At 33.3% G+C, this 16,256-nt stretch carries 13 protein-coding genes; 7 read left to right on the top strand and 6 right to left on the bottom strand.

Going from position 1 to position 16,256, the window contains the following annotated elements:
• Positions 1-66 precede the first annotated feature (66 nt).
• Positions 67-2,460 carry a M28 family peptidase gene (locus AAFU52_RS10765; protein ID WP_024769937.1) on the top strand — a complete coding sequence of 798 codons (2,394 nt, stop codon included), beginning with the start codon at positions 67-69 and terminating at the stop codon, positions 2,458-2,460.
• A gap of 256 nt (positions 2,461-2,716) precedes the next feature.
• Here AAFU52_RS10765 and AAFU52_RS10760 read toward each other — a convergent pair whose 3' ends face one another.
• Genes AAFU52_RS10760 through AAFU52_RS10750 form a run of 3 tightly spaced genes read right to left on the bottom strand, consistent with a single transcriptional unit; the run spans position 2,717 to position 6,171 of the window.
• Positions 2,717-3,463 (bottom strand): succinate dehydrogenase/fumarate reductase iron-sulfur subunit, encoded by a 747-nt coding sequence (locus AAFU52_RS10760; protein ID WP_024769938.1) that lies wholly within the window; start codon positions 3,461-3,463, stop codon positions 2,717-2,719.
• 6 nt (positions 3,464-3,469) lie between these two features.
• Entirely contained in the window at positions 3,470-5,485 is a 2,016-nt protein-coding gene (locus AAFU52_RS10755; RefSeq protein WP_024769939.1) for a fumarate reductase/succinate dehydrogenase flavoprotein subunit, read from the bottom strand.
• 14 nt (positions 5,486-5,499) lie between these two features.
• Positions 5,500-6,171: a succinate dehydrogenase cytochrome b subunit gene (locus tag AAFU52_RS10750; RefSeq protein WP_024769940.1), complete on the bottom strand. Its 672-nt coding sequence runs from the start codon at positions 6,169-6,171 to the stop codon at positions 5,500-5,502.
• Between the two features lie 207 nt (positions 6,172-6,378).
• Here AAFU52_RS10750 and AAFU52_RS10745 point away from each other — a divergent pair, with 207 nt between their 5' ends.
• Positions 6,379-7,524, top strand: coding sequence for a methionine aminotransferase (locus AAFU52_RS10745; protein ID WP_438426402.1), 1,146 nt, complete (start codon positions 6,379-6,381; stop codon positions 7,522-7,524).
• 158 nt (positions 7,525-7,682) lie between these two features.
• Here AAFU52_RS10745 and dinB read toward each other — a convergent pair whose 3' ends face one another.
• Positions 7,683-8,789, bottom strand: a complete 1,107-nt coding sequence (gene dinB, locus AAFU52_RS10740) for a DNA polymerase IV (protein ID WP_024769942.1) — start codon at positions 8,787-8,789, stop codon at positions 7,683-7,685.
• A 98-nt stretch (positions 8,790-8,887) separates the two neighbouring features.
• Here dinB and AAFU52_RS10735 point away from each other — a divergent pair, with 98 nt between their 5' ends.
• The 3 genes from AAFU52_RS10735 to AAFU52_RS10725 all read left to right on the top strand — a co-directional run bounded on the left by AAFU52_RS10735 (position 8,888) and on the right by AAFU52_RS10725 (position 11,579).
• Positions 8,888-9,355: a CYTH domain-containing protein gene (locus AAFU52_RS10735; protein WP_438426401.1), complete on the top strand. Its 468-nt coding sequence runs from the start codon at positions 8,888-8,890 to the stop codon at positions 9,353-9,355.
• A 38-nt stretch (positions 9,356-9,393) separates the two neighbouring features.
• Positions 9,394-10,452, top strand: a complete 1,059-nt coding sequence (locus AAFU52_RS10730) for an SH3 domain-containing protein (protein WP_438426400.1) — start codon at positions 9,394-9,396, stop codon at positions 10,450-10,452.
• Between the two features lie 221 nt (positions 10,453-10,673).
• A complete protein-coding gene (locus AAFU52_RS10725; protein WP_438426399.1) occupies positions 10,674-11,579 on the top strand; it encodes a hypothetical protein in 906 nt (301 codons plus the stop codon).
• Positions 11,580-11,674: 95 nt separating this feature from the next.
• On the opposite strand, the gene AAFU52_RS10720 is transcribed toward AAFU52_RS10725, so the two are convergent.
• Together AAFU52_RS10720 and AAFU52_RS10715 are read right to left on the bottom strand one after the other, a co-directional pair.
• Positions 11,675-12,076 (bottom strand): response regulator, encoded by a 402-nt coding sequence (locus AAFU52_RS10720; protein ID WP_035091340.1) that lies wholly within the window; start codon positions 12,074-12,076, stop codon positions 11,675-11,677.
• The gene (locus AAFU52_RS10715; protein ID WP_438426398.1) at positions 12,073-13,518 is read right to left on the bottom strand and encodes a sensor histidine kinase; all 1,446 of its coding nucleotides are present in this window, start codon (positions 13,516-13,518) and stop codon (positions 12,073-12,075) included. The genes AAFU52_RS10720 and AAFU52_RS10715 overlap by 4 nt, the downstream gene beginning before the upstream one ends.
• 410 nt (positions 13,519-13,928) lie before the next feature.
• On the opposite strand from AAFU52_RS10715, the gene AAFU52_RS10710 reads away from it, so the two are divergent.
• Together AAFU52_RS10710 and AAFU52_RS10705 are read left to right on the top strand one after the other, a co-directional pair.
• On the top strand, positions 13,929-15,650 hold the full coding sequence (locus AAFU52_RS10710; RefSeq protein WP_024769948.1) for a sensor histidine kinase: 1,722 nt from the start codon (positions 13,929-13,931) through the stop codon (positions 15,648-15,650).
• Between the two features lie 89 nt (positions 15,651-15,739).
• Positions 15,740-16,246 (top strand): YciI family protein, encoded by a 507-nt coding sequence (locus tag AAFU52_RS10705; RefSeq protein ID WP_024769949.1) that lies wholly within the window; start codon positions 15,740-15,742, stop codon positions 16,244-16,246.
• Positions 16,247-16,256 lie beyond the last annotated feature (10 nt).

The following is a 16,256-nucleotide window of genomic DNA, read 5'->3' as shown; positions in this document are numbered from 1 at the left end:
TTCGGAAGGTATATTTTTAATAATTGTAGCTTATTTCTTACCTTTAGCCTAAATCAATACTCACACATGCGAAAGTTTCCCTCTTTACTTACGTTACTCCTCATTTTTATTTCATTAGCTTACACATTTTACAGCAGTAAACCACAAAAAATAACAGATCTCAAGACCTCTAAACAGGAATTTTCTACACTTCGTGCTTTAGAACATGTAAAAAACATCTCTAAAGAATGCCACTACCTGGGTAGTTCTGCACATGAAGAAACGAAAACATATATCCTGGATGAATTAAAAAAACTGGGACTGCAGCCCGAAATTCAAGAAGGTATTTCTATTTCTGATGGAGGAACAATAAGCAAACCCAAAAATATCATTGCAAAGATTAAGGGTAGTAATTCTACAAAGTCGTTGGTACTCATGTCTCACTATGACAGTTCGCCACATTCTTCATATGGAGCTAGTGATGCTGGTAGCGGAGTCGCAACTATCCTTGAAGGAATCAGAGCATATTTATCTACCAATAAAGTTCCGAAAAATGATATTATTATTTGTATTACAGATGGAGAGGAGCTTGGGCTTAATGGGGCAGATCTTTTTGTGAAAGAACATCCCTGGGCCAAAGATGTAGGACTTGCTCTTAATTTTGAAGCCAGAGGAAGTGGTGGTAATTCTTATATGCTTATAGAGACTAATGGTAAGAATGGAAAAATGATTAGCGAATTCTCTAAAGCTGGTGTAAAATATCCTGTTACTAACTCTCTTGCTTATAGCATATACAAAATGCTACCTAATGATACCGATCTTACAGTTTTAAGAGAGCAAGGAAATATCGAAGGATTCAACTTTGCTTTTATCGATGATCATTTTGATTATCATACAGCCAATGACACATGGCAAAACCTAGACCTAAACACATTACAACATCAAGGGAGTTACCTTATGCCTCTACTCTCCTACTTTTCTGAAGTCGATCTGGATACCCTTAAATCTGATCGGGATTATATTTATTTTAATGCTCCAATTTTTAACCTTGTTAAATATCCTTTTAGTTGGATATATATTTTATTGATCATTGCAATTATCTTATTTATAGGATTAATTTTTTATGGAAAATTTGCATATCGAATAGATTTCAGAGAAGTTTTAGTAGGATTAGGTGCTTTCCTTTTATGCTTGATACTTGCAGGGTGCTTAACTTTTGGAGGATGGCAGTTGATTAAGATTATCTATCCTCATTACAATGAAATTCAACATGGATTTACTTATAATGGTTATCAGTATATTGCTGTCTTTGTATTATTATCTATAGCCATTTGTTTTAAGGTATATGCCCGATTTAGTAAAAGTAAAAATCAAGCTAGTTTACTTATAGGGCCATTATTTGTTTGGTTGGTTATTTGTGCCCTGGCGGCTTCATACCTTAAAGGTGCAAGCTATTTTATAATCATTGTATTATTTGGATTGATATCATTAGTTGTTCTTATTCGGCAAAAAAGACCTAATCCAATATTAATGGTTGTTTTGGCACTACCAGCTATCTTTATCGTATCTCCTTTTATTGTATCTTTTCCCGTGGCTTTAGGCTTAAAGATTCTTTTTGTCTCTGCTGTATTATCAGTACTGTTGTTTGGTGTATTAATTCCTGTATTTGGATTCTACAAAAGAAAAAAACTATTTGGCAATTTATGTCTTCTCCTAAGTTTAGTTTTCTTTATTGCTGCTCATATAAAATCAGATTTTACCGAAAAACGACAAAAGCCTAATAGTCTTGTCTATATCTTGGATACCGATCAAAATAAGGCCGTTTGGGCTTCTTATGATAATATTCTTGATTCCTGGACACAAAACTATATCAATCCAGAAGAAAACATTGCCGAAACTTATAATGCAAACACACTACAAAGTAAATACAGAAGGTCTTTTGCTTATGCCAATCAGGCACCTGTCAAAAGTATAGGTCAGTCAAAATTGGATATCAGTAAAGATACCATAATCGGAAACTTAAGACATCTAGAACTCTGTATTGCACCTCAGCGAGATATACAAAGGGTTGATTTATATACCGAAACCTTATTTAATTTTGATACTTTACGAGTTAATGGTAAAACAGCAATTGATTTTGACTACTCTGATGGCAAAACCTATAATGCATTTACAAAAAGATGGAGTCAAAACCTGCTTACTTATTATGTGAGCAAAAATGAACCACTAGAATTACAAATGCAATTTCATAAGGACTCATTACCAAAATTTGTTTTATATGAATCCTCATATGATTTACTTACAAATGAACATTTCTCAATTCCCTCGAGAAATAAAAATATGATGCCCAAACCATTTGTAATGAATGATGCTGTAGTTATTAAAAAAGGATTTGCAATAGAAGAGTATCAAGAGAAGAAAATTGATACCACACTCACATTAGACAATGCGCCTATCCAATCTCAAGAAATCAATGAATAAATTCATGTACTAAATAAGTTCGGTATTCAGAAAATGATTCTTGCGACCTCTATAATTGTTTTTTGTATAATTAAGAGAAAATCCTTCAACCCATGAAGAAACTGGCTTAAATCCATCTTTAATGGTCCAAAAATGGCTAATCGACCCCAACAACTAATATCAAATAGCATATTATCAATATCCTGAAAAAATTATTTCATAAAAAAACCGAAGTATTATATACCTCGGTTTCTATTTTAGAACTTAAAGAAAGTGATTATCCTTTCATACTTGCCTTTAAATATTCACGGTTCATTCGTGCTATATTTTCTAATGATATCCCTTTAGGACATTCGATTTCACAAGCACCAGTATTGGTACAGTTACCAAATCCTTCTTCATCCATTTGGTTTACCATTGCCAATACACGTTCTGTAGCTTCTACCTGACCTTGTGGTAGCAATGCAAATTGCGAAACCTTAGCCGAAGTAAATAACATAGCCGAAGCATTTTTACATGCAGCTACACAAGCACCACAACCGATACAAGTTGCTGCATCCATAGCATCGTCTGCATCTTCTTTACGAATAGGAATAGCATTTGCATCTTGTGTATTTCCTGAAGTATTAACAGAAATATATCCTCCCGCTTGCTGTATACGCTCGAAAGAAGAGCGGTCTACCATTAAATCCTTTACTACAGGAAATGCTTTTGCTCTAAACGGCTCTATATAAATAGTATCTCCATCGTTAAACTTACGCATATGCAATTGACAGGTAGTTACTAAACGATCCGGTCCATGAGGCTCTCCATTGATTTGTAACGAACAGGCTCCGCAAATCCCTTCTCTACAATCATGATCAAAAACTACAGGCTCCTCTCCTTTATTAATCAAGTCTTCATTTAACACGTCTAACATTTCTAAAAAAGACATGTCTCCTTCTATTCCAGAAATTTTATAGTCTACTAACTTTCCTTTGGAATCAGCATCACTTTGACGCCATATTTTTAATGTAAGATTCATAGCTTTTTATTTATAAGAACGTGTTTTTAATTCAATGTTTTCGAAGACCAGATCTTCTTTATGCAGTTCGGCATCTTTAGGCTCTCCTTTGTATTCCCACGCTGATACATACTTAAAGCTTTTATCATCCCTAAGTGCTTCTCCTTTTTGTTCTCCAGACTGTTCTACAGATTCTTCTCTAAAATGTCCCCCACAAGATTCATTGCGATTTAATGCATCTTTGGCAAATAACTCTCCCAATTCTAAGAAATCAGCTACTCTTCCTGCCTTTTCTAATTCTGGGTTCATACTATTAACCGTTCCCGGAACTTTTACATTTTTCCAGAAGTCCTCACGTAGTACTGCGATTTCTTCGATAGCCTCTTTTAGTTCTTTCTCATTACGAGACATTCCACATTTATTCCACATGATTTTACCTAATTTCTTATGGTAATAATCTACAGAATGTTCTCCTGATCCACCCATTAACTTCTCGATACGATCTTTAACTTCTTTTTCGGCTTGATCAAATTCTGGTGTATCTGTTGGGATTTTTCCTGTTCGAATATCACTAGATAAATAATCTCCAATCGTATATGGTAACACAAAATACCCGTCTGCTAGCCCTTGCATCAATGCTGATGCTCCAAGGCGGTTTGCCCCGTGATCAGAGAAATTTGCTTCTCCCGCGGCGTAACATCCTGGTATAGTAGTTTGTAAGTTATAATCTACCCAAAGACCTCCCATTGTATAATGTACAGCAGGATAGATCATCATCGGAGATTTATAAGGATTCTCATCTACAATCTTTTCATACATCTGAAATAGATTCCCATATTTGCTTTCGATAACTTCCTCTCCCATCTTCGTAATTTCTTCCTTAGAAGGGTTATGCATACCCGAAGTCATTGCTTTTTCTTTTCCGTATCGTTGGATAGCCGATGCAAAATCCAGATATACAGCTTCTCCTGTTTTATTCACTCCAAAACCAGCATCACAACGTTCTTTTGCTGCTCTCGAAGCTACATCACGCGGAACCAGGTTACCAAAAGCTGGATAACGACGCTCCAAATAGTAATCTCTTTCTTCTTCAGACAACTGTGTTGGTTTCAATTTACCTTCACGTATAGCTTCTACATCCTCCATTCTTTTTGGCACCCATATACGTCCATCGTTACGAAGTGATTCAGACATTAATGTCAATTTAGACTGATGATCTCCAGATACTGGTATACAGGTTGGGTGAATCTGGGTATAACAAGGATTTGCAAAGAAAGCTCCTCTACGGTGTGCTCTCCATGCTGCCATTACATTACTCCCCATTGCATTGGTACTTAAATAAAATACATTTCCGTATCCACCACTAGCCAATACCACAGCGTGAGCAGAATGACGTTCTATTTCTCCTGTAACCAGATCGCGAGCAATAATTCCACGAGCTTTTCCATCAATCTTCACTAAATCTAACATTTCGTGACGGTTAAAAGCTTGTATTTTTCCTCTGTTGATCTGGCGATTCATTGCAGAATATGCTCCAAGAAGTAATTGCTGCCCTGTTTGTCCTTTGGCATAAAATGTACGAGATACCAATACCCCTCCAAAAGAACGGTTATCTAATAATCCGCCATATTCACGTGCAAAAGGAACTCCTTGTGCTACGCACTGATCTATAATATTTCCTGAAACTTCTGCCAATCGATATACATTAGCTTCACGAGAACGATAATCTCCTCCTTTTACAGTATCATAAAACAATCGGTAATCAGAATCACCATCACCCTGATAGTTTTTTGCTGCATTAATTCCTCCTTGTGCTGCAATCGAATGTGCACGACGAGGAGAATCAGAATAACAGAATGTTTTCACATTATATCCAAGCTCGGCCAATGTAGCAGCCGCACTTCCTCCTGCTAATCCAGTACCAACAACGATAACATCGATGTTTCGCTTATTCGCCGGATTAACCAGGTTAATTTTATTTTTATAATTTGTCCACTTATCTGCCAGTGGACCTTCAGGTATTTTAGAATCTAAAATTGACATACTAGTGGTGTTTTTTAATGATTTAGCACATAATTAAAATGAAGTATTAATGCAATAATTATAAAACCTAAAGGAATAACAATTGCAAATACTTTAGCAAACTTGGTTGCTGCTATCGAGTATTTATTATTAAATCCTACAGATTGAAACGAAGATGCAAATCCATGCCACAAATGCAATGCTAAAAACACAAATGAAACCACATATAGTATGGTACGAACATGGCTTTCGAACTTTACAGTCAATTCATGATAATATCGTGTTGGATCTTCTGGTGCAAATTCTATATATTTATGTACTATTTCTGGAACCCAAAAGTCATAGAAATGCAACCCTAAAAATGCAAGAATCACTAATCCAGAATAAATCATATTTCTAGACATCCATGAAGAATTAGCTCCTCCACTATATTTCGCATACTTAACCGCTCTGGCATTCTTGTTTTTGATTTCTAATACAAAACCCATCACAAAATGAAAAACCACTCCAAAAATAAGTACAGGCTGCAATGCAAATTGAACTAACGGATTTGTACCCATAAAATGAGATAACTCATTAAATGTATCTGCGCTGAAAATTGAAGTAAAATTGATGGTAAAGTGTTGTAATAAGAAGAAAACTAAGAAAAGTCCCGAAAGTGCCATGGCTACTTTTCTAGCTATTGAAGATTTTATCAATCCACCCATTATTTAAAATGTTTAATTAGTTGTGAAGCAAAAATAGGGTTCAATGCTTTTTTAGCCAAGCTTTAGCATGGGTTTATTTCACTATTTATAATGAATATAAAAAAGAAAGTAACTTTGTTCATTGTTAAATACTAAAACGATTGAAATACAGAATTAACTTTAGATAAAAAACAATGCTCTTTTTTACAATTATGCTAATTTTACCTTATGCAAAATATCAATTCCAAACTTCCAGAGGTTTCAACTACCATATTTACAGTAATGAGCCAATTAGCTCATAAACATGAAGCGCTAAATCTATCTCAAGGCTTTCCAAATTTTGAGGCAAGTCCAAAACTAATTGATTTGGTAACTCAGGCCATGCAAAATGGATATAACCAATATGCACCAATGCCTGGATTACTCTCTTTAAGAGAAGTTATTACTAAAAAAACCAACTCGCTATATGGTAGTAATTATCATCCTGAAACCGATATTACTATAACTTCTGGTGCTACACAGGCTATTTTTACTATTATTTCGGCTTTTATAAACCCTGGTGATGAAGTGATTATTTTTAAACCTGCTTATGATTCGTATGAGCCATCTATCGAATTATTTGGCGGAACGATCGTTCCGGTACAGTTGTCTGCGCCTCATTATAGTGTAAACTGGCAAGAAGTAGCTGCCAAAATTACTTCTAAAACCAAAATGATCATTATTAATACTCCTCATAATCCCAGTGGGAGCGTTTTGTCTAAAGAAGATATGCTTCAATTAGAAAAATTAGTAACGAATACAGATATTATTTTATTAAGTGATGAAGTATATGAACATATTATTTTTGATGGGCAGGCACATCAAAGTGCTGCTTTATTTCCTGGATTAGCAGAGCGTGCTTTTATTACTGCTTCTTTCGGGAAGACATTTCACACTACCGGTTGGAAAATGGGATATTGCCTGGCTCCAAAAGAATTAATGACAGAATTTAGAAAAGTACATCAGTTTAATGTCTTTTCCAGCAGTCATCCTATGCAATATGCGTTGGCCGAATATTTAAAAGCTCCCGAAAATTATCTTTCCCTTCCTGATTTCTATCAAGAAAAACGAGATTTTTTCCTATCTATGATTACCGATTCTCGTTTTAAGTTTACTCCGGCATCCGGAACATATTTTCAGGTATTGGATTATTCTGTTATCACTGATGAAAGTGATATAGCTTTCGCTGAAAGGCTAACCAAAGAACATAAAATCGCATCCATCCCGGTATCCGTTTTTAACTTGAATCAGAAAGATGATAATGTACTCCGTTTCTGCTTTGCCAAAACTGAAGAAACTTTAAAACATGCAGCAGAGATTTTGTGTAAGATTTGATTTAAAATCACATCGATTCGAGTGGTCAGACCGAAAGAAGGATTGTATCGAGAGTAGTGATTTTTGTGCTAAAAAAGTTATTCTCAATAGCCCTGCTGAGCTTCCTAAAATACATTTTTCTTCATTTTATTGCGAAAAATACTCCAACCAACACTTTTTTAGAAATCAAATCGTAACTGAATAATTTCTACTTCTTCTTTTTCCTTTTCTTTTTTCTTCTCCTTACCTGTATTAAGATTAGAGAGTGAAATCCCTAATAATCGCACAGAGTTCTTCATCTTATCTTGATACAATAACTCTTTTGCGGTTTCTAATAAGATATCGGTATCGCTTACAAAATAAGGCAGTGTTTTACTTCGAGTTTGTAGTGTAAAATCGCTATACCTAATTTTTAGAGTCACTGTTCTACCAGCAACCTTACTTCGTTTAAGGCGTTTTTGAAGTTCTTCTGCTATATTTTCTAATCGCTCTAGCATATAGATTTCTGAAGCTATATTTTCGCTAAAGGTTCGTTCTGCCGCCAGGGATTTTCGCTCGCGGTTGGGTTTTACCTCACTTAAATGAATTCCTCGTACAATACGGTAGTAATGTCCTCCTGATTTACCAAAGTTTTGTGCTAAAAATTCTTCTGATTTCGATTTTAAATCCTTTCCGGTATAAATACCCATCTGGTACATTTTTGTTCGAGTAACTTTCCCTACTCCATAGAATTTTTTAACATCCAGATCTTCCAAAAATTCGATTACCTCTTCGGGGTTTACTGTTTTTTGTCCATTGGGCTTATTATAATCACTCGCTACTTTGGCAATAAACTTATTGATCGATATTCCTGCAGAAGCGGTTAATCCAACCTCCTCAAAAATTTGTTTTCGGATTTCCTGAGCAATTAGTGTTGCGCTGGGATTTCCCTTTTTATTCTCGGTAACGTCTAGATAGGCCTCATCCAATGATAAAGGTTCTACCAGATCTGTATACTCAAAGAATATTTTTCTGATTTTAGAAGAAATCTCTTGATACCGATCAAATCGAGGTCTAACAAAAATCAGATCAGGGCATAGTTTCCTTGCTTTAAAACCAGGCATAGCAGATCGTACACCAAATACACGGGCCTCATAACTAGCTGCACTAACCACACCTCGTTTTCCTCCTCCTCCTACGGCCAATGGCTTCCCTCTAAGTTCGGGATTATCCAATTGCTCTACCGAAGCATAGAATGCATCCATATCAACATGTATGATTTTTCTATATGTACCCAACTCTTCCACTCTACAAAAATAATAGATATTGATGATTCAAATTATAATATCTTTATCTCTAATTATAAAAGATTTCTACATCGTCTAAAATAACCGAATAACTAGTCATGATTGAAATAGAACGCAAATTTCTGGTAACCTCTGAAATTTTTAAAAATGAAGCACAAAAAAGTACTCGTATTACACAGGGATTTCTAAATACTGACCCAGAACGAACAGTTCGTATTCGAATCAAAGGAGAATACGCCTTTATCACTGTAAAAGGAATTGGCAATACTTCGGGGACTTCTCGATTTGAATGGGAAAAAGAAATTGATGTATCAGAAGCAGAACAATTGATGTTTTTATGTGAAAAAGGAATCATCGAAAAAATACGATATGAAATCTCTCTAGGAAACCACACCTACGAAGTCGATGAATTCTTTGGAGAAAACAAAGATCTCATCATAGCTGAAATTGAATTAGAAGATGAAAATGAAACATTCCTAAAACCAGATTGGTTAGGAGAAGAAGTTACGGGGAATCGAAAATATTATAATTCTCAATTAAGTAAAAAACCATACACAACCTGGTAAACTATTTTTTACTTTAAAATAATTTAAAAACTAATGAAATGAGGAAATTTTTAAATCTCATAATGCTTCTGCTTGTTGCTATATCCTTCTTAAATTGTAAGGATGCCAGGAGTATAAAAAATCAACAGGTTCAGGATAAAATCGATCGCCAAAACAATACAGAACCGACTTCAGAAAAAGTAAAAAATACTATGTTTTACTATGTAACGGCGACTAGCGGACTTAGTGTGAGAAGACAACCTGATATTAATGCCGAAAAGATAAGTACTTTGGATTATGGGACTCCTGTTGAAATTATCGAAGAAACTGATCATACTTTTCAGGTTAAGGAGGGCATAAAAACAATTGATGGTAAATGGGTACTGATATATTCAAAAGAAATAACTACAATAAAAGGTTATGCCTTTGATGGATTTTTAACCAAAGAAAACCCCATGTCATATCGATTATCCAACGCTGATTTAAAGTTCATCCGTTCTTATAATGAGGAGAGTGATTTTGATCTGGATAATTATCTCACTTTAGAACTAATCTCCAAAAAAACTTATGAGGAGTTAAAGAAAAATCAAAAGAATGGCATCACAATTAGAGAAGATACGTTAGAGATTAAAAAAAACAATGGAAAAATCGATATACCTACTGATCAAGGAGTTGTCTCACTAATAGATATAAATGAAAGAGATATGGGTGATGTATCTTATCACTATGTAGGGGCTATTGATAACTTAAACACTCATGTAATTCGAGGGGATTACATAGGATATAGTGAACATTTATTAATCAATAAAATTACGGCTAGAAAAGATACTCTTACTGAAAAACCAATTATTTCACCAAATTGGAAAAAAATGGTCACCGCCTCTATAGATGGGCAAACCTTAGAGCCAACAGATCTTTATGTATATGATATAGACAAGGATAACTATACAAGGAGATTATCAGTTTCTTTTCAAAAATGGTTTCATTCTTACGAGGACAATAGTATTTTTTGGATCAACAAAGACGAATTTTGTATGAAGGTAATGTCGTTACAACTCGGAGAAAATGAAGGATTCAAAGAGCATTACCATCAATATGTAAAAATAAAAGTACTATAATTGATTACTATTTTGGTAAAACAAATATGTAAAATCTCAATACTCTTTCTCAACCAAGTAAAAAACCAAACTAATTATGGTAAAAAAGTAAGATTAATAGGTCTTTAACTTCAATTAACATTGTCTTAATAAACCTTAACAAAAGAGTAACATATGGTGCTGGTAAGGTGAACTGGATAAGCACGGCTAAGCCTACTTATTTATTAACCAAAATTACAGTTATGTTACACAAATCTAAAAGATCCCTAATAGGGGTCACATTATGTATTTTGCCATTTTTAAATGCTATAGGGCAAATCCCTGTAAATGGATTTTATCCTAAAAAGAATTCTTTTACATTAGCTCCCAGTTATGGATACAAAAGTTATGATCAGTTCTATAGAGGGTCTACTTTATCTGAAGGAAACCCTGCTGGTTTAGGAGAAATTTCTTCTTCTATTATCTCTTTTTATAGTCAATATGCCATTACAAATTGGTTATCTACAACCCTTACTCTACCATACATTAGTGTCGAAAGTAAAGATGGAGTGCTAGATCCCGTTCAAAATGTAGCTCAGATAGATGGAATTCAGGATTTAGGAGTTTTTCTAAAAGCTAAAGTTCTGGAGAAAAAATTCGATAATTCTTCTCAAGTAACCCTGGGAGGTGCCTCTGGAGTAACGTTCCCTGTAGGAAATTATGAAGGAGGAGGTGTACTTTCTCTAGGCAATGAAGCTACCACTGTTAATGGCTCAGCTATATTTCAATATAGTACTCCGTTCAAAATATTTAGTGAACTACAATTTGGGTACAGTATCCGTAACAGCAATAATTTTGATATCCCCAATGCCATGTTGTATAGTGCCAAAATAGGGTACTATAATGAATTTCTTTATGTACATGCCAAACTCAATATACAAAACTCTATGTCTGGATACGATATTGGCACTCCAGAATTTGGCAATGCAGGAGGAGCTGCTATTTTACCTGAAACTGAAGTAGATTTCACAAATCTTTCTTTTGATTTTTATGTTCCCGTTTACAAAAATGCTGTAGGTATTTCTGCTGGTTACGGCGCTACTCTAGACGGTAGAAATTATAATAAAGAATCCGTTTTTTCATTTGGATTAGTATATACTTCTCGATAGTATTTGGTATAGAATTACTCCCATCAAATACAATATATGTTTGATAACTCCATCAAACATATATTGTATTTGATAGGAATAGAAAACGTACTATATCAGACGCTTTCTAATAGTGATTCCAATTGAGTTTCATTAATGGGTTTAATTAGATATCCAGAAACCAATTCAAATTTTTTAGCTCTTTCCTTATCTGTAGGGTTTTCTGATGATGATAAGATATAGATAATAATCTCTTTCTTTATATCTGGAGTGATTGTAATAAACTCTTCTAAAAACCCCCATCCATCCATAACAGGCATATTTATGTCCAGTAAAATTAAATCTGGTAACTTTTCTATTTTTCCTATTGTTGATCTTATAAAGTTAATACCTTCTTCTCCATTAGAAAATACAAGTAGTTTTTGATTAGGACTAAGCTTATGTACGATCTTTTTTATAATAAACTGATGAATATTATCATCATCTATAAGACATAAAATATGGTTCTCCTTAATCATAACACAATATTTATAGTGAATTTAGTTCCTTTATCAAGCTCGCTATCAATCGCTATTGTTCCTTTTAAGGCTTCAATTTGAGATTTGATTATAAAAAGCCCCAATCCTTTGGCATTAGCATTTTTATGAAACGTTTTTCTAAACCCAAACACTTTGTCTCCATATTTATTTAAATCAATCCCTAAACCATTATCTCTAAATATCAGCTGAATTCTATTATTTGTTTTTTCTGAAGAAATATAAATGACGGGCTTTCTTTTAGAAGAGCAATATTTTAGAGAGTTTGAAATAAGATTAAGAAATATACTTCTTAGATAAGCAATCGAATAGGAAATTTCTTCAATTTCAAAATTAGTAATGATTTTTGCCTGAGTCTCCATGATTTTTGCACTTAATTGCCTTTTTACCTCAATACATGTTTCCTGAAGAGAGATATTTTGAATAGTCATATCAGTAGATTCGTTAATCTGCACCACATTTATCAAATCTTTCATTGTTTTATTAAGTACCTCTGCAGAATTTTTGATCATATCCGTATAGTTCATTTGCTCTTTTGTAAGAGTACTGTCTTCTAAAAATTTGGTAAGCATAAAGATATTAGCAACTGGTGATCTTAAGTTATGAGAAGTAATATAGGCATAGTCCTCTAATTGCTTATTTTTTGCTATTAATTCTTGTAATGTCGCTTCTATTTTTTGTTCTTGTCTGATTGCTTTTGTAATATCTCTGGCAATTCCAAATACTTCTCCGGTATGATCCAATGCAGTGGCATTCCAATCCAACCAAACAATTTCTCCCGTTTTAGTAAGGTATCTATTCCTAAAATTAAATATAGTAGTGCCATCAAATTGTTTTGCGGCTTCTGCAACAGTATTTTGTCGATCATCTGGATGAACAAATGTTAAATAAGGACTATCCATTAACTCTGTTTCGGTATATCCTAAAGTTTTACTCCATTGTGGATTTAATTTGGTAAAATACCCTTCAGGATTTGAAATAGTTATTAAATCCTGACTTAGATTAAATAAATCTTCTAATTGTCTATTTTTAAGTTTTAAAGCAATTAAATCTGCTTCTACAGAAGATCTTTCTAATTTTTTTTGAGTTATATCTTTTGCAATTAGCAAAAATCCTTCTTCATATCCTATTTTGGTTATAATCCATTCAAACCATATAATATCGCCCATTTTACTAATAAGTCTAATCTTGAATGGTTCAGAAGTAGAAGTTTGCAGTCGACGCTCGATTGCCTGTTTGGCTTTACTCCTATCCTCATAATGCACCAAAGTTAAATAAGGTATACTTAACAATTCCTTTTTGCCATACCCTAGTAAAACAGACCATTGAGGGTTTGACTCAACAAAATATCCATTATCATTTACTATTGTGATAAGATCATTATTTAGTACATTTTTTTTTATATATACAGAACTTGTTTTCATCGTATTATCATTACAGTATTATATGAAATTTTGACATTGGAGTTTACTAATGAGGTAGCCTAATAAAACTATCATTGTAGTTATTTCTTTTTTAATATTTAGATATTAAAAAACCAGTCTCAGGGTAAGGTAAAACATTAGAGGGTAATCGGGATATAATGTTTGTATTAAAGTTACTATAATAACTCAACATAAACAACTGTAAGTCAATAATAAAAAAATAAAATTTACACCTTCTATTAATCATAATCCACATAATAATTACTATCTTTAAATTACCCCTATTAAGAAAATTACCCCCTATTAAGAATTCTGAAGCTTATATACCTTTTTAAAACACTTGAAGAGTTCTTTCTTTTTACTACTACAATCCCATTAATATAAAAGGTTTTTTGAGCTTCTAAAAAATTATGAAAAGAAAACAATATTATTTAAAATCTCTTATTGATTCTAAATATTGTATTCCTGTTATTTGGGTTATAGGGTTATCACTCTCCATACTTCTGGCAAGATCTTATTATATACTTGAGCAAAAAAAAATTGAAATAAAATTTAAAAATGAAGTTGATCAATTTGCAGCATCTCTTCACAGAGAATTTGAGTTAAACCTAGAATCTTTACATACCCTATCCACATTATTTAAATCAAACAAAAGCTCTAGTTATCAAACATTTATCACAGAATCCCAGTCTATACGCAAAAGAAACAGCAGCTTTTTGGCTTTAGAATGGATTCCCTGGGTAAAACATGAAATGAGATCTCTTTATGAAAAAAATCATCAACAAGAATTTTCTGATTTTAGGTTTACAGAAAAAGACAGTTTTAATCAATTGGTAAATGCAAAAATCAGAAAAGAATATTTTCCTGTTTACTATGTTGATCCTCTCACAAAAAACAAAAATGCTTTCGGATATGATTTAGCTTCAGAAAAAGAGCGGTATAACACTCTAAAATCCTCGCAGTTAATGGGCAAACCCCTTATCAGTGGAAATATAAAACTAGTCCAAGAAAAAACAGACCAAGAAGGGTGCTTAGCTTTTCTACCTATATTTAATGAAAATAAGTCTAAAAAAAACTATAATCCAGAAAATCTAAAAGGGTTTGTACTTGGAGTTTTTAAATTTTCGAAAATCTTTGAAGCTGCTAATAACACCAATATACCTAAAGAAATCCAGGTGATGTTGCTCAACCAAAAAAATGAAACCTCTAAAGACACCTTATTCACCTATCAATCTGCACAGGTCAATTCCCAGATCAATTTTAACCATCAATTTGATTTACCAGTTTTATGGGGGAAAAAATGGGTGTTGGTCGCTGATCCAACAAGTACGTATATAAAAAACGAAAGAACACCTTACCCTTTAATCATTCTAATAGCAGGAGTGGTATTCACCACTTTACTTGTATTGCTTTTTTATTCGTTCTCTAAAAGGAACATTCAGTTAACGCAACTTAATATCATGAAATCAAAATTCCTGTCTCTAATATCTCATGATGTAAGAGGAGGAGTAGGAACCATGGACGTTCTTCTAAAACTAATACTAGAAGATTTTGAGAATTATAACAAAACTCAATTGAGGGAAATTATAAAATCTATTGAGCAAAACACCAACTCTATTCATTTTACCTTAGAAAACCTTATTAGTTGGTCTAAAAATGATTTATTAGCGTTAAAACCAGAAAAATCTTTATTTAGTATTACCGAATTATTTGAAAATATCACTGAATATTTTCAGCCTATTATAAATCTAAAAAATCTAAAATTTTCTACACACTACTTTACCAACGACACTTATATTCATGCCGATAAGAACATGATTTTAGCTAGTTTAAGAAATATCATTTCTAATGCTATAAAATACACTCAAAAAGGAGGAGAAATTCAAATACGACTACTTCAATCCAAAACCAAACATCTCATTGAAATTGAAGACACGGGAATCGGTATGGACCCTCATGAGTTAAAAAGGCTTTTTGAATACAATACTACACATAAAAAAGAAGGTACCGGAGGAGAAAGTAGTACAGGTATAGGTTTAATGATTACCAAAGATTTTTTAGATATGAATAATGCTAAGGTTCAGGTAGAGAGTGCTCTTGGTAAAGGCACTACATTTAAAATTACTATCTAATTCTATTTTAGTCACTAAATTGGTAACACTACCAAATTCAAGTAAAATTCTTTATTTTAACCTCAGAAATGACCAAAAAATTCATTAAAATGAAAAAATTACTCATGTTTTTCGCTTTACTATCCCTTTTCTCTTGTAAGCAACAACCTAAAGAAGAAAGCACGCTGCAATCGAAGAATACAAAAGAAGTTACCGAGGAAATAAAACCTTCAGTAAAATCAATCAAAGAAAAATTACAAGAAAACGGGTTTAAGATCTTTGACTACATAGATGAAGAAACTGGTGATACCGTGATTATGCAACAATATTTTATTGCTTTCTTAAAAAAAGGACCCAATCGTTCTCAAAGTAAGGAAGAAGCAGATAGTTTACAAAAACTACATCTTGGACATCTTGGTAAAATGTATAAAGAAGGGTATGCTGATATTTCGGGGCCTTTTGGGGATGATGGTGATATTCGTGGAATCACAATTTACAATACACCAACACAAAAAATGGCAGATAGTTTAGCTAATATGGATCCTATGGTAAAATCCGGGCGTCTAATGATCGAGATACATCCATGGTGGGCAGCAAAAGGATTTCCTTTGAGATAAGTATAAATGT

The sequence above is a fragment of the Aquimarina macrocephali genome, assembly GCF_051627225.1.
Taxonomy (GTDB): domain Bacteria; phylum Bacteroidota; class Bacteroidia; order Flavobacteriales; family Flavobacteriaceae; genus Aquimarina; species Aquimarina macrocephali.
The sequence above is the reverse complement of the archived record's forward strand: the minus strand, read 5'-3'. Positions and strand labels throughout refer to the sequence as shown.

What these genes read in the sequence shown, in the direction of transcription:
- AAFU52_RS10735 (WP_438426401.1), top strand. Translation starts at nt 8,888, where the DNA reads ATGATTGAAATAGAACGCAAATTTCTGGTAACCTCTGAAATTTTTAAA.
- AAFU52_RS10720 (WP_035091340.1), bottom strand. Translation starts at nt 12,076, where the DNA reads ATGATTAAGGAGAACCATATTTTATGTCTTATAGATGATGATAATATT.
- AAFU52_RS10760 (WP_024769938.1), bottom strand. Translation starts at nt 3,463, where the DNA reads ATGAATCTTACATTAAAAATATGGCGTCAAAGTGATGCTGATTCCAAA.
- AAFU52_RS10715 (WP_438426398.1), bottom strand. Translation starts at nt 13,518, where the DNA reads ATGAAAACAAGTTCTGTATATATAAAAAAAAATGTACTAAATAATGAT.
- AAFU52_RS10725 (WP_438426399.1), top strand. Translation starts at nt 10,674, where the DNA reads ATGTTACACAAATCTAAAAGATCCCTAATAGGGGTCACATTATGTATT.
- AAFU52_RS10730 (WP_438426400.1), top strand. Translation starts at nt 9,394, where the DNA reads ATGAGGAAATTTTTAAATCTCATAATGCTTCTGCTTGTTGCTATATCC.
- AAFU52_RS10705 (WP_024769949.1), top strand. Translation starts at nt 15,740, where the DNA reads ATGAAAAAATTACTCATGTTTTTCGCTTTACTATCCCTTTTCTCTTGT.
- AAFU52_RS10710 (WP_024769948.1), top strand. Translation starts at nt 13,929, where the DNA reads ATGAAAAGAAAACAATATTATTTAAAATCTCTTATTGATTCTAAATAT.
- AAFU52_RS10765 (WP_024769937.1), top strand. Translation starts at nt 67, where the DNA reads ATGCGAAAGTTTCCCTCTTTACTTACGTTACTCCTCATTTTTATTTCA.
- AAFU52_RS10750 (WP_024769940.1), bottom strand. Translation starts at nt 6,171, where the DNA reads ATGGGTGGATTGATAAAATCTTCAATAGCTAGAAAAGTAGCCATGGCA.
- AAFU52_RS10755 (WP_024769939.1), bottom strand. Translation starts at nt 5,485, where the DNA reads ATGTCAATTTTAGATTCTAAAATACCTGAAGGTCCACTGGCAGATAAG.
- AAFU52_RS10745 (WP_438426402.1), top strand. Translation starts at nt 6,379, where the DNA reads ATGCAAAATATCAATTCCAAACTTCCAGAGGTTTCAACTACCATATTT.